General features: G+C 63.4%; 22 protein-coding genes and 1 other annotated feature. Of the genes, 18 read left to right on the top strand and 4 right to left on the bottom strand.

Annotated elements, in window-relative coordinates; translation table 11 throughout:
- Positions 1-102 precede the first annotated feature (102 nt).
- From IEX97_RS08010 to IEX97_RS07990, 5 genes are all read left to right on the top strand, one after another.
- Positions 103-1,590 carry a tetratricopeptide repeat protein gene (locus IEX97_RS08010; RefSeq protein WP_188882255.1) on the top strand — a complete coding sequence of 496 codons (1,488 nt, stop codon included), beginning with the start codon at positions 103-105 and terminating at the stop codon, positions 1,588-1,590.
- A gap of 75 nt (positions 1,591-1,665) precedes the next feature.
- A complete protein-coding gene (locus IEX97_RS08005; protein WP_188882254.1) occupies positions 1,666-4,563 on the top strand; it encodes a helicase C-terminal domain-containing protein in 2,898 nt (965 codons plus the stop codon).
- 73 nt (positions 4,564-4,636) lie between these two features.
- Positions 4,637-5,446: an S-methyl-5'-thioadenosine phosphorylase gene (gene mtnP, locus IEX97_RS08000; protein ID WP_188882253.1), complete on the top strand. Its 810-nt coding sequence runs from the start codon at positions 4,637-4,639 to the stop codon at positions 5,444-5,446.
- Positions 5,446-6,513: an S-methyl-5-thioribose-1-phosphate isomerase gene (gene mtnA, locus IEX97_RS07995; RefSeq protein ID WP_188882252.1), complete on the top strand. Its 1,068-nt coding sequence runs from the start codon at positions 5,446-5,448 to the stop codon at positions 6,511-6,513. Before mtnP ends, mtnA begins: the two co-directional genes overlap by 1 nt.
- Positions 6,510-7,811: an amidohydrolase gene (locus IEX97_RS07990; protein WP_188882251.1), complete on the top strand. Its 1,302-nt coding sequence runs from the start codon at positions 6,510-6,512 to the stop codon at positions 7,809-7,811. The genes mtnA and IEX97_RS07990 overlap by 4 nt, the downstream gene beginning before the upstream one ends.
- Positions 7,812-7,822: 11 nt before the next feature.
- Here IEX97_RS07990 and IEX97_RS07985 read toward each other — a convergent pair whose 3' ends face one another.
- Positions 7,823-8,104, bottom strand: a complete 282-nt coding sequence (locus tag IEX97_RS07985; protein WP_188882250.1) for a hypothetical protein — start codon at positions 8,102-8,104, stop codon at positions 7,823-7,825.
- Positions 8,105-8,192: 88 nt separating this feature from the next.
- Between IEX97_RS07985 and surE the strand changes: the two genes are divergently transcribed.
- The 7 genes from surE (at position 8,193) to aroA (ending at position 14,253) form a co-directional block, all read left to right on the top strand.
- A complete protein-coding gene (gene surE, locus IEX97_RS07980; protein WP_229776648.1) occupies positions 8,193-8,981 on the top strand; it encodes a 5'/3'-nucleotidase SurE in 789 nt (262 codons plus the stop codon).
- A gap of 6 nt (positions 8,982-8,987) precedes the next feature.
- A complete protein-coding gene (locus tag IEX97_RS07975; RefSeq protein WP_188882247.1) occupies positions 8,988-9,161 on the top strand; it encodes a YpmA family protein in 174 nt (57 codons plus the stop codon).
- A gap of 42 nt (positions 9,162-9,203) precedes the next feature.
- Entirely contained in the window at positions 9,204-9,698 is a 495-nt protein-coding gene (locus IEX97_RS07970; RefSeq protein ID WP_188882246.1) for a hypothetical protein, read from the top strand.
- A gap of 125 nt (positions 9,699-9,823) precedes the next feature.
- Complete coding sequence (locus IEX97_RS07965) at positions 9,824-10,339, top strand: hypothetical protein (RefSeq protein WP_188882245.1); 516 nt, start codon at positions 9,824-9,826, stop codon at positions 10,337-10,339.
- A complete protein-coding gene (locus IEX97_RS07960) occupies positions 10,336-11,859 on the top strand; it encodes an AAA family ATPase (RefSeq protein ID WP_188882244.1) in 1,524 nt (507 codons plus the stop codon). The genes IEX97_RS07965 and IEX97_RS07960 overlap by 4 nt, the downstream gene beginning before the upstream one ends.
- 151 nt (positions 11,860-12,010) lie before the next feature.
- Positions 12,011-12,811, top strand: coding sequence for a DnaD domain-containing protein (locus IEX97_RS07955; protein WP_188882242.1), 801 nt, complete (start codon positions 12,011-12,013; stop codon positions 12,809-12,811).
- 77 nt (positions 12,812-12,888) lie between these two features.
- Positions 12,889-14,253, top strand: a complete 1,365-nt coding sequence (aroA, locus tag IEX97_RS07950; protein ID WP_188882241.1) for a 3-phosphoshikimate 1-carboxyvinyltransferase — start codon at positions 12,889-12,891, stop codon at positions 14,251-14,253.
- A gap of 1 nt (position 14,254) precedes the next feature.
- Here the strand turns inward: aroA and IEX97_RS07945 are convergent, their stop codons facing one another.
- A complete protein-coding gene (locus IEX97_RS07945; RefSeq protein ID WP_188882240.1) occupies positions 14,255-14,392 on the bottom strand; it encodes a hypothetical protein in 138 nt (45 codons plus the stop codon).
- 30 nt (positions 14,393-14,422) lie between these two features.
- Between IEX97_RS07945 and IEX97_RS07940 the strand changes: the two genes are divergently transcribed.
- Entirely contained in the window at positions 14,423-15,217 is a 795-nt protein-coding gene (locus IEX97_RS07940; RefSeq protein ID WP_188882239.1) for an MOSC domain-containing protein, read from the top strand.
- On the opposite strand, the gene IEX97_RS07935 is transcribed toward IEX97_RS07940, so the two are convergent.
- Both IEX97_RS07935 and IEX97_RS07930 read right to left on the bottom strand, forming a co-directional pair.
- On the bottom strand, positions 15,155-16,300 hold the full coding sequence (locus IEX97_RS07935) for a hypothetical protein (RefSeq protein ID WP_188882238.1): 1,146 nt from the start codon (positions 16,298-16,300) through the stop codon (positions 15,155-15,157). The genes IEX97_RS07940 and IEX97_RS07935 overlap by 63 nt on opposite strands.
- A 174-nt stretch (positions 16,301-16,474) precedes the next feature.
- The gene (locus tag IEX97_RS07930) at positions 16,475-16,969 is read right to left on the bottom strand and encodes a DUF488 domain-containing protein (RefSeq protein ID WP_229776646.1); all 495 of its coding nucleotides are present in this window, start codon (positions 16,967-16,969) and stop codon (positions 16,475-16,477) included.
- 134 nt (positions 16,970-17,103) lie between these two features.
- Positions 17,104-17,417 (top strand) — a binding site (T-box leader).
- A 126-nt stretch (positions 17,418-17,543) separates the two neighbouring features.
- On the opposite strand from IEX97_RS07930, the gene IEX97_RS07925 reads away from it, so the two are divergent.
- From IEX97_RS07925 to IEX97_RS07905, 5 genes are all read left to right on the top strand, one after another.
- Complete coding sequence (locus IEX97_RS07925) at positions 17,544-19,094, top strand: 2-isopropylmalate synthase (protein ID WP_229776644.1); 1,551 nt, start codon at positions 17,544-17,546, stop codon at positions 19,092-19,094.
- A gap of 192 nt (positions 19,095-19,286) precedes the next feature.
- On the top strand, positions 19,287-19,922 hold the full coding sequence (locus IEX97_RS07920) for a class I SAM-dependent methyltransferase (RefSeq protein WP_229776655.1): 636 nt from the start codon (positions 19,287-19,289) through the stop codon (positions 19,920-19,922).
- Between the two features lie 527 nt (positions 19,923-20,449).
- Positions 20,450-20,854: a methyltransferase domain-containing protein gene (locus IEX97_RS13570; RefSeq protein ID WP_229776643.1), complete on the top strand. Its 405-nt coding sequence runs from the start codon at positions 20,450-20,452 to the stop codon at positions 20,852-20,854.
- Positions 20,855-20,984: 130 nt separating this feature from the next.
- Complete coding sequence (locus IEX97_RS07910) at positions 20,985-21,692, top strand: nucleotidyltransferase domain-containing protein (RefSeq protein WP_188882233.1); 708 nt, start codon at positions 20,985-20,987, stop codon at positions 21,690-21,692.
- 17 nt (positions 21,693-21,709) lie between these two features.
- On the top strand, positions 21,710-22,073 hold a 364-nt coding region (locus tag IEX97_RS07905; protein ID WP_373289423.1), incomplete at its 3' end, for a nucleotidyltransferase domain-containing protein.

Here is a 22,073-nt window from a genome sequence, read left to right as displayed (position 1 = left end):
CAGCCTCTGGGGCATCCTGGATCCCAGCGACCATACCGCGCAACGGCATGCCGCCCGTCCGGTGTGGCCGCGGCCATGCCTGCTGCAGGTGGGGGATGTCCATTGTTCGAAACGGCGTTTGCCATGCTGTTCCGTGCCGTCCAGCGTATCAGGGATCAACTGGAAACCGCCGACGAGGCGCTCAAGCCGTATTTGGCGGAAGAGTTGCTCTGCCTGCAACGCCTCGGTGAACGGTGGGTCGAACGGTGGTTGGCGCTGGAAGACCAGATCCAAGAGTTGTTCGAAACGCACGGCCTGTACGACGCTGCGGGAGGCCCTGATCCACCGGGGCTTTGTCCGCCGCCTGCCCCGAAGGCCTCATCCAGCGGCGCGTTCCCGGGTGCCGCCGGGGACGCTGACCCCGGGTGGACTGTGAAGTTGCCGGCGTGGAACGAAGCAGGGTGCTTGGCCGACGTGTGGGAGACCGAGGCCATGGCTGTCAACCTGCGCAAGGGGTTTGGCTACTACGACCTGAAGATGTACGAACACGCGGTGCGCTTCTTTCAACGCGTGGTCACCGCCACCGGCGATCCGCTGGCCCGCATCTACTTGGCTTCCGCACATGCCGCGCTCAAGCAATGGCCGGAGGCGATGCGCGAGGTGGACGCATTGCGCCGCCAAACGGACGATCCGCTCCTGCTCGCCGCATGCGCCGAGGTGGAGGCGGACATGTGCGCGGCGCGTGGCGACTGGGCGGCCGCTGCCAAGGGATATGAGCGGATTGCCCGCACCATGCCTCAGTTTGCCGACGCATGGTACAACTTGGGTGTCTGCCTGGCCAAGCAAGGATTGCGGGAAGAGGCGGCCGCCGCCTTCCTGCAGGCGCTCAAGGTGTACCCGGGCGATGTCGACGCGATGTACATGCTGGCGGCGCTCGACGTGCAGCGGGGGGCGCTCGATCGCGCGGAAGCATTGTGCAACCGCGTCCTGCGCCGACGACCGGACCATCCCGGCGCGTACGTGACGCGGGCCCAGGTGCTCGCAGCCCAAGGCCGTCGGGACCAAGCCGCACACCTGCTGCGGCAGTGGTTGCGCGTCCACCCGCACCACGGTCCTGCGTGGGGCTGCCTGTCGTGGCTGCACGTGGCGGCGGGCGAATTGCACATGGCCGCCGCTGTGCTGAAAAAACGGCTGTCGATCCAACCGGACGACAACATGGCGCGCGTTCAACTTGGGCTGGTGTACGCGTTTGCAGGGCACGTGGGCGAAGCGGAGAGGGTGCTCCAGGGTGTCGCGGATGGCTGTCCGGACCGCTCGTTGGCGGCCGTGGCGCTCGGACGGGTGCTTGCCGCGAAAGGGGATCACCGCGGGGCTTATCGCGAATTCGCCCGGGCGCTTCGGGATCCGCGGCGGCCCGTCAAGCGGGTGGCCTTGTACCTCTGGGGCTGCGCGCTCTGCCAGGAGGGACGCTTTGCGGAAGCGGAGAAGTACTTGCGTGCCAGCGCAGTCCTTGGCCCGCGCAACCCGGCGATTCTCGCCATGCTGGCACGGGTGTCGGAACGATTGGGGTGCGCCGTCGATGCAAAGCTGTATGGGAATGCTTCGGAGTAACCGGACGATCCGGCGCGGGATGTGCCCTCGCGCCCTTGACGGGGCGTGGACGGGGTGGAGAGGAGACTTGGGGGCATGAACTACGTCGTCGTGCATCTGGAACCTTGGGTCCGGCAGCGACCGGAAGACGGCGGGCTGTTCGACCTTGCGGCGCTCCGCGTGGAAAACGGCAAGGTGATCGACATATTCACCTGCACGGCGTATGCGGATGCTGCGTCAAACCTCCTTTCCCAGGCTGCCGGCGGGGACCCGCTGCACCACCGCGCCGGTGCGTGCCGCACCGTGGCCGGCGTCAACTGCGGCGTGCGCGACAAGGTCCTGCCAGCCGCCGAGGCGTTGCGCGCCTGGCTGACGTTTGCTGCGGGCGGCACATGGGTCGGCCACCGCATCGACCGGATGAACGCGTGGCTGGCGCACGCGTGTGCCATGTGGGGGGTGGACGCTCCGGACAGCGCGGGGATGGAGGCCGTCGATGCCCTCGACACCTGGCGGCTGGCGCGCATCCTTCTGCCCGGTGTGCGCGATTTGACGTTGTCTGAGCTGGCGCGCCGTCTGGGGATCTCGCTCACGCATGAACGGGACGCGCTGGGCAAAACCCGCGCGGTGTGGGCTGTCTTGCAGGCGTTGGCGGAGGAAGCCGCACAGCTCCCTTACAGCACCTTGCAGCAGCTGACCCACCTTGCCAGCCACGTCTCTGCCGCCATGGCCGCCTGGTTCGCCGCGTGCGCGGAAAGGCGGCTGTTGGCGCACGGCACGGAACTCCCGGACGGTGTGGAGCAGGTGCATCAACTGGCGTTCTCGGTTCCGGGTGCAACCGGCCGGCGGGCAGACGCGGAACCGGGCGCAGCGGGAGATCCGGACGCGGATTGGTTGTCTCTGGCACGCCGCCTGTTGGATGCAGACAGCCCCCTGCTTTCCGCGCTGCCCGGCTTTGAGGTGCGTCCTGGGCAGCTGCAGATGGTGGAGGCGGTCGCCGCCGCGTTGGCAGAGGGCCACCATCTCTTGGTCGAAGCCGGCACCGGTGTGGGCAAGTCGCTGGCGTACCTCATTCCGGCCGCCCTGTATGCCCGGGCGCGCCGGGAACGGGTGGTGGTGGCGACGCACACCATCGCGCTGCAAGACCAGATCCGCGATCGCGACTTTCCTGTGTTGCGCAAAGTCCTGGGCGAGGACGTGCAACTGGCGGTGATGAAGGGGCGCACCCACTACGTCTGCCTGCGCAAGGTGCGGCACGAAACGCTCGCCGCCGACCTGGGCACGCCGCGCGAAGAGGTGGAAACCCTGATGGCGCTTCTGCGCTGGCTCGTCGTTACCCCGGAAGGCAACCGCGAAGAGCTCTTGTTTCACGGTGCGCTCGCCGAGGTCTGGCCCAGGGTGCAGAGCGAAACGGAGAGTTGTATCGGCAGGCGCTGTCCGTTCTTCAAGCCGTGTTACTATTTTCGCGCGCGGACACGCGCTGCCGAGGCGGACCTTGTGGTCACGAACCACTCGCTCATCTTGTCGGACCTCAAAGCGGATCACCGTGTGCTCCCGAAGTATGACAAGCTCATCCTCGACGAGGCACATCATTTGGAGGAGGAAGCTTCGCGCCAGCTCGGGGAATCGGTGCACCTGCGCCCGTGTCAGGCGCTGCTGCAACGATTGGTCCGGGACGGCGGCCACGGTGCACTGCGGGAGCTGGTTCAGCGGTTCGAGGCGGAAGCGCGCTGGCCCAAGTTGACCGCGAAGCTCGCTGCCGCCGCCGAAGGTTTGCAGGCGCTGCGCCGCGAGGTGGAAGCCGCATTTGCCGATCTGGGGGAACTTTTACCTCCCGCGGCAGGCGAACGGCGCATCACCGCGCACGTGCATCAAGAAGCGGCATTCGTCCGCTTCGAACAGCGCCTCGCGGACATCGCCGCATGGCTCGAGCAGCTCCGCCCGGCGTTTGAACACCTGGGGGAGGCGGCCCGGGAGGCGCAGGACGAGGACCTGGCCGCGCGCATGCTCGATGCCCGCGGGTTTTACGAGGCACTGTCGGACCACCTCGCCGTGCTGGCGCGCGCAACATCGCGCGATCCCGATTGGGTCGTGTGGCTTGAGCGTGTGGGACCCGGCCCGCGGGACGTACGGTTGCACCGAACGCCCGTGGACGTGGCGGGGATCCTCGCCGACGCCCTCTTCCAACAGAAGGACGCGGTGGTCATGACCTCGGCGACCTTGTCCGCCGCGGGCAGCTTCGCCTTCTTCAAACGGCAAACGGGCTTGGCGGCAATGGAGGAAGCGGGGCGCGTCCGGGAACTCACCGTCCCGTCCCCGTTTGACTACCGCCGCCAGGCGATGCTGTGCATCCCGAATGATGTGCCTGAACTCGCCCGCATGGGCTTGCAGGACGCAGCGGCCAGGTTGGCGGAGAGCATTCACGCCCTCGCCGTGGCGAGCCAAGGCCGGCTGCTCGTGTTGTTCACCAGCCACGCCCAGCTGCGGGCCACCGCGGATGCCGTCCGGCCGCGATTGGCGGCGGACGGCATCGCGCTGTTCGCCCAAGGCATCGACGGACCGCGCAGTCGTCTGCTCGCGGCGTTTCGCCACCACCCGCGCGCGGTGCTGTTCGGCGCGCAATCGTTTTGGGAAGGCATCGACCTGCCGGGGGATGAACTGACGACGCTCGTGATGGTACGCCTGCCGTTTTCGCCGCCGAACCACCCGGTCGCACAAGCCCGTCACGAACGGTTGGCGGCGGCAGGCCAACAGCCGTTCTGGCACCTCAGCCTGCCCGAGGCGGTGGTCCGCTTTCGGCAAGGGTTCGGCCGGTTGGTGCGGACCATCCACGACCGGGGCGTGGTCGTCATCTACGACAAACGCATTCTCACCCAGCGGTACGGCCAGGCGTTCCTCCGGGCTTTGCCTGGCGTGCGGCCCTACGTGGCACCGGAGGCCGAGGTCATCCGCAGCATCCGGGCGTTCCTTACGCGCCCGATCCCGCCCGGAGCTTGATGGCGAGGGGTTCGGGTGCGAAACTAAAGAGGACCTGACAAGAGGACCTCACAAGGGAGAGGAGGATGCGGCGGTGCGAGCAGAGTTCGCCATCATCGGCGGCACCGGGGTGTATGAACCAGGATGGTTGGAGGGCGCAAAGCGCGTCGATGTGGAGACACCGTACGGGACGGCGCATGTGGTCGTCGGGCGGTACAAGGACAAGCGGATCGCGTTTTTGCCGCGCCACGGGGTTGGCCATCAATTGCCGCCGCACCGGGTCAACTACCGTGCCAACATCGCGGCGCTGCAAAAACTGGGCGTGACGCAGGTCTTGGCGACCGGCGCGGTGGGGACGTTGACCACGCGCTGCCGCCCCGGGTCACTCGTCATGGTGGACGGCTTCATCGACTTCACCAAGGCACGCGCAGGGACGTTTTTCGACGGTGAGGGCGAGGTGGTGCACGTCGACATGTCCGATCCTTACTGCGGACGGCTCCGCAAAGCCCTCGCGGCGACGGCGGAGACGCTCGGCATCGAGCTGTATCCAACCGGCACCTACGTGTGCACGGAAGGGCCGCGGTTTGAGACGCCGGCGGAGATCCGCTTCTTCCAGGCCATCGGCGGTACGGTGGTCGGCATGACGTCCGTCCCCGAGGTGGTGCTGGCGAAAGAGGCACAGATGTGCTACGCCACCGTCTGCATGGTGACGAACTGGGCTGCGGGCTTGACACCGCGGCCGCTCACCCACGAAGAGGTCGTCGCGGAGATGCGGCGCAACGTCGACCGCTTGCGGCAGCTGTTCTTCGCCACCCTGGAAGGGTTGACCCCGGACCGCGGCTGCCGGTGCCAACACAGCGTCGCGGGCCAAGTCAAGCTCGGACCGCGCCAGGAGGGGCCGTGATGTTGCAACCGCTCATCTGGACGGGCCATTCGTTGCGGGTACTCGACCAGCGGCGCCTGCCGAACGAGACGGTGTGGTCAGAATACCGTGACGCCGCAGGCGTGGCGGAGGCCATTCGTTCCATGCAGGTGAGGGGGGCGCCGGCCATCGCGGCTGCCGCCGCGTACGGGCTGGCCATGGAAGCGCAGCGCCATGCCGGTGCCCGCGGCGACCGACTGCCCGAGGTTCTGGAGGCCGCGGCGCGGGTGCTGTTGGCGAGCCGGCCGACCGCGGTCAATCTCCGCTGGGCGGTGGAGCGGATGCAGAAGGCTGCGGCCGCTTGTCCTGACCCGGCGGCACTGCCGCAGGTACTCGTCGCGGAAGCGGAGCGGATTGCGGCGGAGGACGTGGCGGTCAACCGTCGGATTGGCGACCTCGGCGCCGCACTGTTCGCCCGCCCGGTGCAGGTCCTCACCCACTGCAACACCGGTGCGCTCGCCACCGCGGGGTATGGCACGGCGCTCGGCGTCGTCCGCCGCCTCCACGAACTGGGGCGGCTGCGCCAAGTCTTGGTCGACGAGACCCGCCCGTATTGGCAAGGTGCCCGGCTGACGGCGTATGAGCTGGCTGCGGAAGGCATTCCGCACATCTTGATTACCGACAGCATGGCGGGGCATTTCATGCAGCGCGGCCAGGTGGATGCAGTGTTGGTCGGTGCCGACCGCATCGCGCGCAACGGCGATGTGGCGAACAAGATCGGGACATACACCTTGGCCGTGCTCTGCCGCCATCACGGCATCCCGTTTTACGTCGCGGCGCCGGTGTCGACGTTCGATCTGACCATCGCGACGGGGGAGGACATCCCGATTGAAGAGCGGGACCCGGCGGAGGTCACGCACGTGTACGGCCGGCGGATCACACCGGAAGGGACCCAAGCAGCCCACCCGGCGTTTGACGTCACGCCGCACGAGCTGGTGACCGCCATCATCACGGAACGCGGCGTGATCCATCATCCGCAACCGGAGAGCGTCCGGGCCGTGTTGGCGGCAGAGGACAAAACGCGCGCGGAAGGGAGCACACCAGCATGAGGACCCTGTTGACCGTCGGCGCCGTCATCCAGTCGTCCGAATCATGGATCGACGGGCCGGCGCACATCGTGATCGAAGACGATCGGATTGCGGCCTTGGCTGCCGGGCCGTATGCGGGTCCGCAGAGCGAGTTCGATCTCGTCATCCGTCGTCCCCACGCTCTGGCGCTGCCGGGACTGATCAACGCGCATGGTCATGCGGCCATGACCCTGCTGCGCGGGGTGGGGGACGACGTCCCCCTGTTCACCTGGCTTCATGAGCGCATCTTTCCGCTCGAGGCGAAGCTGACGGGCGAGGCGGTGTACTGGGGCACGCTGCTCGCTTGTTGGGAGATGATCCGTTCCGGCACGACCTGCTTTACCGACATGTACATGATGATGGACCATGCCGCGCAAGCGGCTGCCGAGTCCGGCCTGCGGGCGGTGCTCTCGTGGGGCATGGTCGGCCTCGATGAGGCGAGCGCGGAGGCGGGCATCCGAAACACGCGCCGGTTCGCTGCCGCATGGCACAAGGCGGCCGATGGGCGCATCACGGTGACCCTGGGGCCGCACGCGCCGTACACGTGTCCGCCCGCGTATTTAACGCGCGTTGCCGAGTTGTCGGCCGAACTCGGCCTGCCCATCCAAATCCATTTGGCGGAGACCCGGCAGGAGGTGGCGGACAGCCTGGCCCGATACGGCGCGTCGCCGATTGTCCACGCCGACCGGTGCGGCCTGTTCGCCCATCCGGTCCTTGCCGCCCACTGCGTGCATGTCGACGACGATGACATCGCCATCCTGCAACATCGCGGTGTGCGCGTGGCGCACAATCCACAGAGCAACCTCAAACTGGCATCCGGTGTTGCGCCGGTGGCGCGGATGCGCGCGGCCGGCGTGACGGTGGGTTTGGGCACGGACGGCGCGGCCAGCAACAACAACCTCGACATGTTTGAAGAGATGCGGCTGGCCGCCACGTTGCACAAAGGTGTCCACGAAGATGCGGCGGCCATTCCGGCGCGCGAAGCGTTCGCCATGGCGACGGAACTGGGCGCCCGGGCTGTCTTCTTGCCGGAAGGCCATGGCACTTTGGCGCCCGGCCAGCCGGCCGACATCGTCTTGCTCGACATGACGAGTCCGCACTTCATCCCGCCGCGCGACCTGTTGTCCCATGTGGTGTACGCAGCCGGGGCGGACGACGTGACCGACGTGTTTGTCGCCGGGCGCATGCTGATGGCCAAAGGTGAGGTGTTGACGCTCGACACCGAGCGGATTCGCTACGAGGTGCGCCGGTTGGTGTCGCTTTTTTCCGGTTCGTCGTGAGCAACCGCCCGTCATGCTTCATCGTCCGCCACCGCGTGGCGCAGCGGCCAACGCTCGATTTCAGCGGTCAGCCACGCGGCCGCCAACGCAGAGGACCAGAGCGCGAGTTCACCCGCGTCGTCCCATGGCGGCATGGATGGGGGAGGGGACGTGGTGACGGATGCGCTCGGCGGGCGAACGAGGGGGTCGGTTTGTCCAGAATATTCCGGATGAGTTGGCCGTCGATCTACCACGCCGTCATCCGGCGGGCGGGGTTCCTCGTCTGACAGCGGATTGCCTGCAGCCGTGTGCATGTCGACCCCTCCTTGGCGTGGTACCGATAGTATGGTCGGGGCCAGGACCCGTATGAGACAGGAATGCTGGCAGGAGAGGAGAGATCCGATGCGAATTTTGGTGAGCAACGATGACGGGATCGCCGCGGCCGGCATTCGGGCGCTGGCCGAAGCCATGGCCACCCTCGGCGACGTGTGGGTCGTGGCGCCGCAGCATCAGCGCAGCGCGTCGAGCCACGCCATCTCCTTGCACCACACCATCAAGATCCAACAAGTGGATATCGGCATCGCGGGCGTACAAGCGGCGTTCGCCGTCGACGGCACGCCGGTCGACTGCGTGAAATGGGCGATTGTGGAATTCGGGAAGAAAGCGCCGTTTGACTTGATGGTCGCCGGCATCAACGCGGGCAAAAACCTGGCAACCGACGTGTTGTACTCCGGGACGGTCGCGGCCGCGGGCGAGGCGGGCCTGCACGGCGTGCGCAGCATCGCGTTTTCCCTCGCCGGTCCGCCCTACCCGTTTTCGGAAGCCGCCGAAGTGGCGCTCGCCATCTGCCGCGCCGCCGTCCACATCCCGCTTCCGCCCGATACGTTCTTATCGGTGAACTTTCCTCCGGCACAGATCAAGTCGGCACCATGGCGCATCACCCGACTCGGCGTCCGCCGTTTTCACGACCGGTTCGAGCTTTTGGAGCGCGAGGGCGACCTCTGCCACGTCCGCTATCAAGGAGACGAACTGACCGCCGCGGAAGCAGAAGATGCGGACATCCGGGCCCTCGCGCGCGGTGAGGTAAGCATCACGCCGCTGTGCTATCATTTTACACATGACGAGATGGTGGAGCGCCTGCGGACAGACCAGGGTCTTCGCGGGCTCTCCCAGCTATCGCGCGACGGGTGAGAACGCATGGAATCAAAACAGACCGTGATTGGCACGCACGTGTGCACGGCCACGGAAGACCTGTATCTGTTGGTCGACTTTCTCAACCGCAACCTCAAGGATAAAGATGTCATCTTCGGGTTGTCCAAGTTGCCTGACCAGCCGGATAAGATGCTGTTGACTCTGTACCGCTGCGACTAAGGTTTGCGCAGACGGCGGAGCCGCACAAAAAGGGAAGCGTCCATGAGCAAAGCCTGGCTGACCATCTGCGCAGCGGCCGGATTCGGTGTGTTGACGGCGGGCGTCGCTTGGGCATGGAGTTTGTTACAGCCCGAGTGGACGGCGGAGGAGCAAGCTGCCCAATGGGCGCTCAACCGGTCGCCTGTCGCGCATATCACGTTTCACGATGTATTTACGGGGGATGGGTTGCAGGAAGTCTTTGCAGGCACGGATGTGTTCGGACGGCCGTGGGTCGTGGTCGTCCGCCCGGGAGACGCGCTGCCCGCGGCGGTACCAGCCCCCCGCCTCTTGACCCGCGCACAAGCCATCCAGGTGGCCCAAAAGACGGGCATCACCGTCCAATCCGCCCACCTTGGTTACCTGTTTCCGGAATTGCGGCGGACGTTCCACACGCGCGCCGCGCTGGTGTGGGAGGTGCTCGGCTGGTACAAAGGGCGGCTGACGGACTCGTACTTCGACGCGGAGAGCGGTCGGTGGATTTGGCAGTATGTGTCGTGAGCAGCGCTTTGGCGTTCATGGTATACTGAAGGCGCCCAATGCACCGCGGACCGGCCCGCGCAGGGCCGTATCGGCGGCGTCCTCCGCTCAAGTTGGCCGGGCGGGCGGAAACGGAGGCGGGAAGTGTGTTGCGCGTTCGCCTGGTGCCGGTCATCCTCATCGCGCTCGTCACACTGGCGGTGTTGATAGGAGGATGGCAGGCGTATTTGCGTCTCGACTTCGTCAATCCGTTGCAAACGACGCTCGCCAAAATCCCGGGCGTGCAGTCGGTGCGCGTGCGTCCAGGGACACCGGCTGAAGTCGACATCCGTCTGGGCTGGGTCCCGGACCTGCAGACGACCTACTGGCGGATTGAGGATGTGCTCGGTGAAGCCGGATCCGGAAATGAGCGGATTGTGCTTGCCGATCATCCGAATGCGCGCCTGATGCAGGTGTTCGAATACTTGCAGCCCACCTTGCAGGAGGGCTTGGCCAAACAGAATTACCGCGAGATGATTGCGGATGTCGAGCACTTGGCCGCCGCGTCCGGCGTCAAGGCTCGCATCACCATGGATGAACACAACGTCTACATCCAACTTCGGGACGGTTCCTACTTCTTCTATCACATCGTGCCACTTCGCGCAGGAGGTGGCGGGCCGTGATCAAAGAGTGGGTCATCGGTGTCGGTGTGGCCGTGTTGATCTTTTTGCTCATTCTCGGCTACAACGTGTTGCCCTTGTTTTTCCTTGTCGCGCTGTCGGTCGCACTCTGGGTGATGCTCGACCGGCGGTCCATGATCCCTCCTGCGCACCGGGAACCTGCGGTTCGCCATCCGGTGACGTTCGATCAAATCGGGGGACAGGAACACGCGAAACGGGAGTTGATGGAAGCGCTCGATTTTCTGCGTTACCGCGATAAGATCAAGGCGCTCGGCATCCGGCCGCTCAAGGGCATCCTGCTGACCGGTCCGCCCGGTACGGGGAAGACCCTGATGGCCAAAGCGGCCGCCACGTACACCGACTCCGTGTTTCTCGCCGCATCGGGCAGCGAATTTGTGGAGATGTACGTGGGGGTCGGTGCCCAACGGGTACGGGATTTGTTTCGCCGTGCCCGGATGTTGGCGAAAAAGGAGAACAAGGACAGCGCCATCGTGTTCATCGACGAGATCGACGTCGTGGGCGCAAAACGCGGACAGCACAGCCATCAAGAGTACGACCAGACGTTGAATCAGCTCCTGACCGAGATGGACGGGATGTCGACCACCCAATCTCCGTTCATCCTCGTGATTGCGGCGACCAACCGCCCCGACATTCTCGATGCGGCGCTGTTGCGTCCGGGGCGGTTCGACCGCCAGATCAGGGTCGATTTGCCCGACAAAGACGGGCGGTTGCACATCCTGAAGATCTTGGCGGAGGGCAAACCGCTCTCCCCCGACGTGGATTTGGAGCACATTGCGCGGGAGACCTACGGTTTCTCCGGCGCACAACTCGAAGCCCTGGTCAATGAAGCGGCCATCATCGCGCTGCGGAACGACAAGAAAGTCATCGAGCCGTGGATGTTCCGGGACGCGATTGACAAGGTCCTGATGGGGGAGAAGACGGGTCGGAAACCGACCGATGAAGAGTTGGCGCGCGTCGCGGTGCACGAGGTGGGCCATGCGGTCGTCAGCGAGTTGATGCGTCCCGGTTCCGTCTCACACATCACCATCGCACCGCGCGGGAATGCCCTGGGCTTCGTGCGTCAGATCCCGGATACAGACCGGTATCTGTACACGCGGGAACAGTTGGAACAGCAGATCAACATCGCCCTGGCCGGCTGCTTGGCGGAGGAGTTGCATTACGGCAACCGGAGCACCGGGGCTCAGAATGACTTCGTCCAGGCCTCGCGCCTGGCGCGGACCATGGTGGTGTGCGGCCTGTCGCGGATCGGGATTGTCGATGAGGAGCACCTCCCGGAGAGTGTGTTGGACACCGAGATTCGGCATATCCTGTCCGAACAGGAACGCGTGACCCGCGAACTCCTGCGGCCGTATATCCAAGACATCGCCGCGTTTGCAAAGACGGTGGTCGAGCGGGAGAGCGTGAGCGGAGACGAATTCCGCGCATGGTTCGCTCGTGCCCGGCAGACCGCACAGGATGAATCGCACAGGTTGCCCTTGGCGGGTGCCACCGCGGCGACGTGATGCCTGGACGTGCGCAGGGGAGCGCGAAAGCGAGCGGAGAGGTTGAACCCATGCCGCAGCGGATGGCCGTCCGCTGCGGCAGTACCGCTTTTCCGGAGGCATCTGCTATAATCCCAGTACATCGCCCATTGGAGAAAGCGGAGGCACACCCATGCACGCAAAATCACGGGAGAACGTCCCACCGCGTGGCGACTCGCCGGCACCGCTCCCCCGGGAAGATGGGTTGCTGTCCGAGGCGTTCGTCGCCATACCGTACCGCTGGTTCCGTGCGTTCGCAGCGCTCGGGCTGCGCCCGGCCGACGTTGTGGTGCTGTTGCAGATCCTTGCGATCCAACAGGCGGAAGGCCGTTCGTTTGTGTCTCCGTTTGACCTTGGCCGTCTGTGCGGCATGTCCGCCGACGAAGTCAGTGAGGTCATGAGCCGTTTGACCGGCCATGGCTGGCTCGCCGTCGAGGAACGGGTATGGCCGGACGGGACGCGCAGCGCGCGCTACGACCTGTCCGCGTTGCATGCGGCGTTGTGGCAAGCTGCTCGCCAGCAGGAGGAACCGGCACCAGATGCTCCATCGCGTGATCCGGTCACCCTGTTTGAAGCGGAATTCGGCCGGCCGCTCTCCGCCATCGAGTGCGAACAGATCCGGCAATGGTTGGACCGGGACCAGTATCCCGAGTGGCTGATCCGAGAAGCGCTGCGCGAAGCCGTCCTTGCCAACAAACTCAGCTTCAAATACATCGACCGCATCTTGTTCGATTGGCAACGGCACCAGGTGCGCACGCCGAAGGACTTGGAACAGTACCGGCGTGAATACCGGCAACAACAGCGAGCCAAAGAGGAGGCGGCCGCCACCCGCGCGCGCCGGACGCGCCGGAACAACCCCTCTCTGTCCGAACCGGCACCGGTCGATCGCGATGAGCGGTACAGTGCCTTCTATGAACTGTTCCCCGACGCGTAAGCACTTGCCGTCATGCATACCCGGGTACATACCCGGGTCAGGGCAAGTTCAACCCTGGCACAGGAGTGATCCACCGGATGACGCAGCCCATGGATCTGAGTGCGCGGTCACCTTGGTCGCGCTTGAACGACGTCGAGGAGGTGGAGGTCCATCCGCTGCATCGGCCCGTGGACGCCGATGTCGTCGTCCCTGGCAGCAAGAGCTTCACGAACCGCGCCCTCATCATGGCCGGACTTGCGCACGGCCGGTCCGTGCTGCACGGGATCCTGCGCAGCGACGATTCGTACTGGTGTGTCGACAGCCTTCGCCGGTTGGGCCTGCGTGTGCACGTCGACGGCGATACGGTGGAGGTGGACGGGAGCGGCGGCGAATGGCCGGTTCAGGAAGCGGAACTGTTCATCGGGGCTGCCGGTACGACCGCCCGTTTTCTCCCTGGCGCATTGGCGGTGGCACCGCGCGGTTGTTGGCGCGTCACAGGAAATCGGCGGCTGTCGGAGCGTCCTCTCGCGCCGTTGCTCGACGCCCTCACGGCTTTGGGTGCACGCATCGAGGCAACGGCCGGCGGCTGTCTCCCCATCACCGTCCATGGCAGCGGGCTGCGCGGAGGGCAGCTTGCGATGTCGGGCCGGCAGAGCAGCCAGTTCATCAGCGGTGTCCTGATTGCAGCGCCCTATGCGGAGCAGCCAGTGGACATCGCCATCACGGACCACATCGTCCAACATGCGTACGTACATATCACCATCGATGTCATGCGGGCGTTCGGTGCGGCGGTGACCGCCGACGCGTCACTCCGGACGATGCACGTCACACCTGGTCCGTACCAGGGGCGCACGCTCCAATTGGAAGCAGACGCGTCGACCGCATGCTACTTCTTCGCCATGGCTGCGTTGGTGGGCGGACGCATGCGCGTGACCAACCTCGGTTACCACACCCGGCAGCCGGATATTCGCTTTGTCGATCTGTTGGAACGGATGGGCTGTGAGGTGGTCCGCGGCGAGACGTTTGTCGAGGTGAGGGGAAGCGGACGGCTGCACGGTGGGTTGACCGTCAGCATGAAGGAAATGTCGGATCAGACCCTGACCCTGGCCGCGCTGGCCCCGTTCGCCGACGGGCCCGTGACGGTCACGGACGTCGCGCACATTCGCCATCACGAGTCGGACCGCATTCACGCTGCGTGCACCCTGCTGCGGGAGATGGGGATCCGTGCGGAAGAACGGGACGACGGATTCACCGTGTGGCCGGGCGATCCGCGGCCGGCGCGGTTGGCGACGTACGACGATCACCGGATTGCCATGGCCTTCTCGCTCTTGGGACTCAGGGTACCGGGTATCCGGGTGCTCGACCCTGGCTGTGTCTCGAAGACCTGCCCGGTGTTTTTCGACCGGTTGCAGGATTTGGGCGTCCGCGTGACATATGTGCAGCGCGACGGAGCGGGTGGATGATTCACCGCTCGTCCTGCTGGCCGCGCTGTACCGAGGCATGGGTCACCGTTCTGACCAACCAGCCGGTGAAACCCATGACCGCGACGACGAGCGGGAAGCTCACCGCAAGTTTTTCAGCCATGTAGGATGTGCGCACCATGGTCCTCCTCCTTCCGCTTGCGTGGATAGTATGGCAATCCGTGCGGATTTTATCACCCGCATTGCTGCGGTGCCGCGGTACGACAAGGTGGGAAGTGAAGTGTGCGTGACAAAGACGCCGACGGTTCGTCTGCAGTCGATTCAGGTAGGTCGTGTGCAAGAACTATCCCTGTTGGGACAAGGGCGCACCTTTCACAGCGCGTTTGTGAAGACGCCAGTGCAAGGGCCGATCTGGGTTCACTGTACACACTTGGAAGGAGACGAACAAGCTGATACGTTGAACCACGGCGGAGCAGACAAAGCGATTTTGGTTTATGCGGCGTCTCATTACGTTTCTTGGTTACATGAATATCCTTCTATTCCATTTTCTCCAGGAGGTTTCGGCGAAAATTTCACTGTGGAAGGCATGGACGAAACAGTGGTTTGTATTGGTGATGTCTATCAAATTGGTGAAGCACAATTCGAGGTGTCCCAGCCAAGGATTCCGTGTTGGAAAATATCACATCGTTGGCAACAGTCTGGTTTGACGGAACGCGTTGCGGAAACCGGACGCACCGGTTGGTACTTTCGCGTCTTACGCCCAGGTTGGGTCCGTGCAGGAATGGAAGTTGTACGTTTGGCACAACCTTGGCCATCCTGGACCATCGCACGCCTGAACGGCATCATCCGACAAAAAGAGATCGATCACAACCTGATCACCGAACTTGTTGCCTGTCCTGCTTTGTCTGAAGCATGGCGGAAAATGTTGCACGAACGCTTGACCTCATCCATCTTCCGGACGCGGACCGCCGATGGTGAGCACGCGCCGCAGGGAGACAAACCATAACAAGGTCCCCAGCGTCATACCACAACCGGCTGCGACCGCCGCCAAGCGCAGCCACCACGCGGCACTTTCTGCCGTCCACGCGCCTGCCAAAAGATACAACACTCCGGCCGCGACCCCGGCGCCGTACGCCGTTAAGCCGAACACCGTGAGGCGGCGGGACGCCATTTCGTCGATGAGGGGCGCCGTCTTCCGTTCCGGCCGGTGGCTGAATCGATACTCGAACCACAGGAACGGGACAATTTTGTGCATATAGGCGTAAGCCATCCCGAGCCATCCACCGTACACCCAGCCAAACGCTGCGGCCGGGATGACTGGCGACCAACCCGCGTTGGCGGCCACCAAGACCAACGTTTCGCAAAGTACCATCACCGCGACGCACGCAAGCGCCCATCGCACGGGTAGCACCATCCGTTTCCGTTTGCGGGCACGCACGATGCGAACCACGTCCCGGGTGAAGGAAGCGAGGCCGAGGAGCGCCATGGCACTGCCCGCCAGGTATGCCCACCGCGAGGCTGGCGCCTGCAGCCATGCGGCGAGGAGCAGGCCCGCCCCGCCGGTGAAGTAGAGGCTCGCCGTTGCCCGCAAAAAAACACGATAACCGTGGCTGAGGGTGAACATGGGGATGAACTTGTACGAGATGACGAGAACCAACCCGCTCCAAAACACCATGCCCCCGGCCACCACATGGTTCATCACGGTCGCCGGCGACGTGCGGATCGGCAGCAACGCCTGCCACAACCCCGTGGCAAAAACCCACAGCAAGCCAAGCCATGGCAGAAGGAGCGCTCGGTGAACAGGGGTTCGGTTGCGGGCGCGCGTATAGCTTTGCAGCAAGAACACGGCATATCCTGCCACACCCAGAACAACCATACCACCACCCAAGCCTGTCCACCGGAGGTGGCCGAGAAGGAATCCTGTTCCCATGGCGATGACACCCGTCAAGTGCAGCGGCAGGTGCCAATAGAGGACGTGGCGTGGCAAGGGAGGGGCCTGGAAAGCGATGGGCACCACTTGGTACAGCACACCGCAAGCGATGGTGAGCAACACGCCGAGAATCGTCGTGTGGATGGCTGCAAGGGACACGGGCGTGTCGGCTTCACCAAGAGCCCAGGAAGGCAAGGCGCATCCGACGACCAGGAACGCAGGCCAGCTGACGCAGAGAGCGGTAAGGAGGTATGTGACCGTCGGCGATAAGCGTTTTTTCGTCGCCGTGCGGAGATTCCATGCGGAAGCTGACGGATTCGCTTGCGCCACGTTTTACACCTTCCCCAGCAGCCGATCACGCAGTACGACGGCGTGGTTGTGCGTCTCGTCGCGAGCCGCGAACAAAAGGGTCACCGGGCCGAGCGAAGCCCGAGCACGCAGTTCGGATAGCCGTTGTTGGACGGGTTCAGCGTTCAACTCAAGAAGATAACGCTGTTGAAATGCCTGGAAACGCGCGGGATCATGTTGAAACCAGCGTCTCAGTTCCGGACTGGGCGCAAGTTCAGGATACCATACATGCCAATGCGCTTTATCTTTTGCGAGTCCGCGCGGCCAAAGTCGATCCACCAAAACACGCCATCCGTCGTCTTCAGCCGGAGAGGCATAGACGCGCTTGACGCGAATATCCAACATGTCGCCCGCTCCCATCGTTTGGTTCAAATCGATGTTCGTAAGTAAGGAGCTTGATGCAAGCGCAACGCTCTCTTCTAAAAAATACGGCGGATGGTTTGCGAAATCCTGTCGTTTCAGGGAGACCATCTCCATCATGATGCTCCATGATGACCATGATACGGTTGAAATGACGTATCGCCGCATGTGTGTATGAAGTTTGGATGGCAAACGGTTGACAGCAAGGCAGCCGGGGATTAGAATCAAGGCAATCTGAAGAATGCGTGGATGGCGACAACGCGATGCACGGGAGCAGTAGGTGACGCGGCGCTTGCCAGAGAGCTGCGGGTTGGTGCGACGCAGCAGGGCCGGTTACCGAAACTCGCCCGGAAGCGGCAGGGTGGAACGTCCTGCGCAACGTGTCATGGCGTCATGCAGGCCGAGGTACACCTTGACGGTATCTCCCCCGTTACCGGGAGAGCTGGCGGTGACTGCACTGGGGCATGTACAGTTTCCCCGTGCAAAACGTGGCCGGCTGCCGAGGGGGCGCCTGATGCAGGCGTCAACAAGAGTGGTACCGCGGTGGGTTGAACCCGTCGTCTCTTGCGAGACGGCGGGTTTTGTCATCCTTGGCGATTTTTCTTATTCATGTTTTTCGCATCACGTTACATCATGTCGCGCTGCATCACGCTGCGTTCAAGTCCAAACAAACCGCGCCAGAGGAGGGAGCGCCGTGAATCACCGTCAAGTGATCATCTTCGATACCACGCTGCGCGATGGTGAGCAGGCGCCGGGAGCGAGCCTGTACCCGGAGGAAAAGGTGCGCATCGCCAAACAGCTCGCACGCCTCGGTGTCGACGTGATTGAACCCGGTTTTCCAGCCGCGAGTCCGGGAGAGTTCGCCGCGGTGCAACAGATATCCCGGGAAGTGGAGGACGTGGAGATCTGCGGCTTTGCACGAGCGGTAGAGAGCGATATCGATGCCGCCGTGCGGGCGACCCGCGATGCGGCGAAGCGCCGGCTGCACCTGTTCATATCATCATCCCAAATCCACCTCGATTTTCAACTGCGCAAGACCCAAAAGCAGGTGCTCCAGATTGCCCGCGACATGGTGGCGTATGCGAAGCAGTTCGTCGACGTGATTGAATTCTCGCCGATGGACGCCACCCGTACCGGCATGGAGTTCCTGCTGGAAATGGTGGAGGCGGTCATTGCGGAGGGAGCGACCATCATCAACCTGCCGGACACGGTCGGCTACGCCTTGCCGGAAGAGTACGGGGCCATGTTCGCCCGCGTCCGCAAGGAGGTGCGCGGAGCGGACCGGATTCTCCTCAGCGCCCACTGCCACAACGACCTGGGACTCGCGGTCGCCAACACGCTGGCCGCGCTGCAGAACGGGGCGGATCAGGCTGAGGTGACGGTCAACGGCATCGGCGAGCGTACCGGCAACTGCGCGTTGGAGGAACTGGTGATGGTCATCGCCACCAGGCAAGAGGCGCTGGGACTTGTCACCGGCATCCGGCAGGAGGAGATCTACCGCACTTCACGCTTGGTGAGCCAACTCACCCGCTCTCCGATTGCGTACAACAAACCCGTCGTCGGCCGCAACGCGTTCCAGCACGAGTCGGGCATTCACCAGGACGGGCTGCTGAAACACCGCGCGACGTACGAGATTATGGATCCGGAGCGGCTGGGTGTGCCGCGACACATGATCGTCCTCGGCAAACACTCCGGGCGGCATGCGCTCAAGCACCGGATCGCCCAGTTCGGCGTGACGTTGGCGGATGAAGAACTCGATGCCTTGTTCCGTCGGTTCAAGGTGGTGGCGGATGAAAAAAAGCACGTCTCTGACGACGACCTGTTGGCCCTGATGGATGCGAAAGGTCATGAACCTGCGCCCCTCGCTTTGGTCGAGCTGCAGGTGCTCAGCGGCACGCAGCGCGCCCGGCTTGCATCTGTCACCCTGCGTCATCAAGCGAGCGGCCGTGAGCGGACGTACACCGCCACCGGTGCCGGGCCCATCGAGGCGGTGATAAGAGCCATCAAACAAGCCGTTCCGCTGTCGGTGGAATTCGCGGACCTGGAACTGCACTCCTTGGGCGCAGGGGAAGAGGCGAGCGGCGAAGCGGCGGTCACCATCACGGTGGACGGCCAATCTTATCGTGGGGTTGGCATCCATGCGGATGTGGTCCTCGCCGTCGCGCAAGCCTTTTTGTCAGCGTGCAACCAGGCGATGGCGGTGCACGACGAAGCGGCGGAAAAACGAAATGAACGGATGGCGTGAAGGTGACGGCAAGGCAAGCCGAGAATGAAAATGAAGGAAGATGGAAAAGGACCGCGACAGGCAGTGGCGTGGCATGATGACGAGTCGAGTGGAGATGGAGGTGAAGCGGGGTTGAGTCGAGGTGGGCATGGTGGTGGCCTTTCTCTGCGGCACATCGTCTTCATCGGACGCACGTGGGAAGAGTACCTGAGGATGTTCGATCTTACGGAAGATGACCTGCGCGGCAGGGCGGTGTTGGACTGCCCTGCCGGCGCCTGTTCGTTCACCGCCGTCGCCCGTGCGCACGGTGTGAACGCGATCGCGGCGGACATCGCGTATGATCACTCGGTGGACGAACTGGAGCGAAAGGGGCGCGAAGACATTGAGCACACCATGGAAGCCGTGCAGAGAGCGGCGGAGCGGTACAGGTGGGAGATCTTTCGGGATGTCGACCATCTCAGGCAAGCGAGGATGGAAGCCCTCGCCGCTTGCGTGGCCGACATGAGGCAGCATCCGTCGCGATACGTCCCTGTGGTGCTGCCCGATTTGCCGTTTTCCGATGCGCGGTTTGACATGACGTTGTCGGCACATTTCCTTTTTATGTATTCCGATAGATTGGATGAGGCATTCCATCGCGCAACCCTCGCGGAACTTATGCGGGTCACGCGCCATCAGGTCCGCATCTTTCCGACGGTCGACCTGCATGGGCGGCGATACGAACACATGGACGCGCTGTTGGCTTGGGCGCGGACGCAAGGGTGGGAAGCGAGAGAAGTGCGCGTCCCGTATGAGTTTCAGCGGAATGCGCACACGATGCTGGTGTTGAACAAGGTGGGCCTGTCCTGCTGAAGCTGAATCGGTCGTTCGTGGACCTTTTCTAGTTAACATAAGATGGTGCGAGGAGACGTGTGGCGCGAGGGAGAGACGGCGTCAACAGATACCGTGGGGTAGCGCTTGGTTGAGATGAGTTGGGTTGAGATGAGATGAGACGAGATGAGGTGAGGTGAGGTGAGGTGCGGATGAGTTTGGAGATGAATCGCGGCGAGCGAGGCCGTGGCATTTCTCTAAGCCACATCGTCTTCATCGGACGCACGTGGGACGAATACCTGCGGATGTTAAACCTTTCGGAGGCAGACCTCGCGGCCGGAAGGTGTTGGACTGTCCGGCAGGCGCCAGTTCGTTCACGGCCATCGCCAACGATCGCGGTGCGAACGCGATCGCAGCGGATATCGCGTACCATCACCCGGTGGACGAACTGGAGCAAAAGGGGCTTGCGGACATCGAACACGCCGTCGAGGCCGTGGCGAGGGCGGCCAGCCAGTACAGGTGGAACGTGGGACGTCTTTCGGGACGTCGACCAGCTCAGGGAGGAGAGGGTGAGGGCCCTCGTGGCGTGCATGACCGACATGAGGCAGCACGGGTCGCGTTATGTCGCGGCCGCGCTGCCGGAGCTGCCGTTTTCGGACGGGGCGTTTGACCTCACACTGTCAGCACACTTTCTGTTCATGTACGCCGACCGGCTGGATCACACATTCCATCGGCAGGCGCTCGCAGAACTCATGCGTGTCACGCGCCATCAGATTCGCATCTTCCCGACGGTCGACCTGAACGGCCAGCGATATGAACACCTCGATGCGCTGCTGGCCTGGGTGCGCAGTCATGGGTGGGCAGCGGAAGAGATTCGCGTCCCGTATGAATTTCATCGGAATGCCCACACGATGGTCCAATTGACAAGGGTCGACATACCGGGGAGGTGCATGCCGCGGACATCGTTGGTCTGAACGGCCTTGCCGCGAGTTTTGTCTAATGAGGCCAGAGTATCGAAGTTATCCTTAGAAACTCTGTAGAATAAGAAAAGACAAATCCATGACATGAAAGTCTTGAATCTTTTCCGAATGAGGGGGTCTTCTCGTGCGCCTGGCCGGGCTGGAAGCGGCGAAACGTTTTGTATCCGAAAACTTTCCAGACTGCAGGGTTGCCTTTTTGAGCGGAAGTGCCGCCCGCGGTGAAGACCGATTACATTCCGACTTGGACATCCTGATCATCTCGGAAGCCGAACCGGCGCCGTACATCGCCGCGTTTTCCGATTCCGGATGGCTAATCGAGGTGCTGATGCACAACCGAGAGTCATATAAGAAGTACTTTGAACAGGACCGCTTGCGCGGACGGCCCTCGTTGCCTCACATGTTCGCGACAGGCGTGATCTTGGCAGACGACGGGACGGCGGCAGCCATCCAGCAAGAGGCGCGCGATCTGCTGGCGGCCGGCCCGCCACCCTGGAGCCAACGGGAGATCGACTTCGCCCGGTTCGTGATCACCAATCACCTCCTGGATCTCGAAGACGGCCTGCCACCCGTCGCTGCCATGTTCGCTGTCAACGAACTCGCCTACGCGCTGCATGAACTGGTGCTGCGAGCGAACAGACGCTGGATCGGAAAAGGGAAGCGGATCATCCCGGCATTGCGAGCGTTCGATCCAGGTCTGGCTCAGGAGTTCGCCGATACGATGGAGAAATACTTCGCGGGCGGAGATGCCGCGGAGGTCATCCGGTTCGCGGACAGGATTCTGGAACCATTCGGAGGAAGGCTGTTTGCAGGATACTCGTCCAAAGGCACGTGAGGAGGAGGTCCGCCAGAATGCAAGAACGCGGGTTTGCTCCGATTGCAAAGATGGTCGAAGTGATGCGCCCCTTCCAACGGCCCTGGTTTTTTGCTGGCGGGTGGGCACTCGATCTGGCTGCAGGGTGTGTGACCCGTGGACATGACGATGTGGATGTTTGCATCTTCCGAGAAGACGCAGGATACCTTTTGCGCTTCTTCGATGGCTGGAAGCCGTGCCTGGCATGGCTCGACACATATTCCGCGCCACGTCGCAGTTTGGTGAAATGGAAATCAGAACGAAGGCTCGCGGGAATGATGGGACTGACGCAGATTCCCTATATATGGTTCTATGAAAGCGCGATCATTTGTAAATTTGATCAGATATGGAAACGACCTGCGC

It is taken from the genome of Paenalicyclobacillus cellulosilyticus (assembly GCF_014647315.1).
Taxonomy (GTDB): domain Bacteria; phylum Bacillota; class Bacilli; order Alicyclobacillales; family Alicyclobacillaceae; genus Alicyclobacillus_J; species Alicyclobacillus_J cellulosilyticus.
Note: the sequence above shows the minus strand (reverse complement) of the source record. Positions and strands in the feature narration are given on the sequence as shown.

Excerpts from the sequence above, each read along its gene's own strand:
- IEX97_RS08005 (WP_188882254.1), top strand. The coding sequence starts at position 1,666 with ATGAACTACGTCGTCGTGCATCTGGAACCTTGGGTCCGGCAGCGACCG.
- mtnA (WP_188882252.1), top strand. The coding sequence starts at position 5,446 with ATGTTGCAACCGCTCATCTGGACGGGCCATTCGTTGCGGGTACTCGAC.
- IEX97_RS07990 (WP_188882251.1), top strand. The coding sequence starts at position 6,510 with ATGAGGACCCTGTTGACCGTCGGCGCCGTCATCCAGTCGTCCGAATCA.
- IEX97_RS07985 (WP_188882250.1), bottom strand. The coding sequence starts at position 8,104 with ATGCACACGGCTGCAGGCAATCCGCTGTCAGACGAGGAACCCCGCCCG.
- surE (WP_229776648.1), top strand. The coding sequence starts at position 8,193 with ATGCGAATTTTGGTGAGCAACGATGACGGGATCGCCGCGGCCGGCATT.
- IEX97_RS07975 (WP_188882247.1), top strand. The coding sequence starts at position 8,988 with ATGGAATCAAAACAGACCGTGATTGGCACGCACGTGTGCACGGCCACG.
- IEX97_RS07970 (WP_188882246.1), top strand. The coding sequence starts at position 9,204 with ATGAGCAAAGCCTGGCTGACCATCTGCGCAGCGGCCGGATTCGGTGTG.
- IEX97_RS07955 (WP_188882242.1), top strand. The coding sequence starts at position 12,011 with ATGCACGCAAAATCACGGGAGAACGTCCCACCGCGTGGCGACTCGCCG.
- aroA (WP_188882241.1), top strand. The coding sequence starts at position 12,889 with ATGACGCAGCCCATGGATCTGAGTGCGCGGTCACCTTGGTCGCGCTTG.
- IEX97_RS07945 (WP_188882240.1), bottom strand. The coding sequence starts at position 14,392 with ATGGTGCGCACATCCTACATGGCTGAAAAACTTGCGGTGAGCTTCCCG.
- IEX97_RS07940 (WP_188882239.1), top strand. The coding sequence starts at position 14,423 with ATGGCAATCCGTGCGGATTTTATCACCCGCATTGCTGCGGTGCCGCGG.
- IEX97_RS07930 (WP_229776646.1), bottom strand. The coding sequence starts at position 16,969 with ATGATGGAGATGGTCTCCCTGAAACGACAGGATTTCGCAAACCATCCG.
- IEX97_RS07920 (WP_229776655.1), top strand. The coding sequence starts at position 19,287 with ATGTTCGATCTTACGGAAGATGACCTGCGCGGCAGGGCGGTGTTGGAC.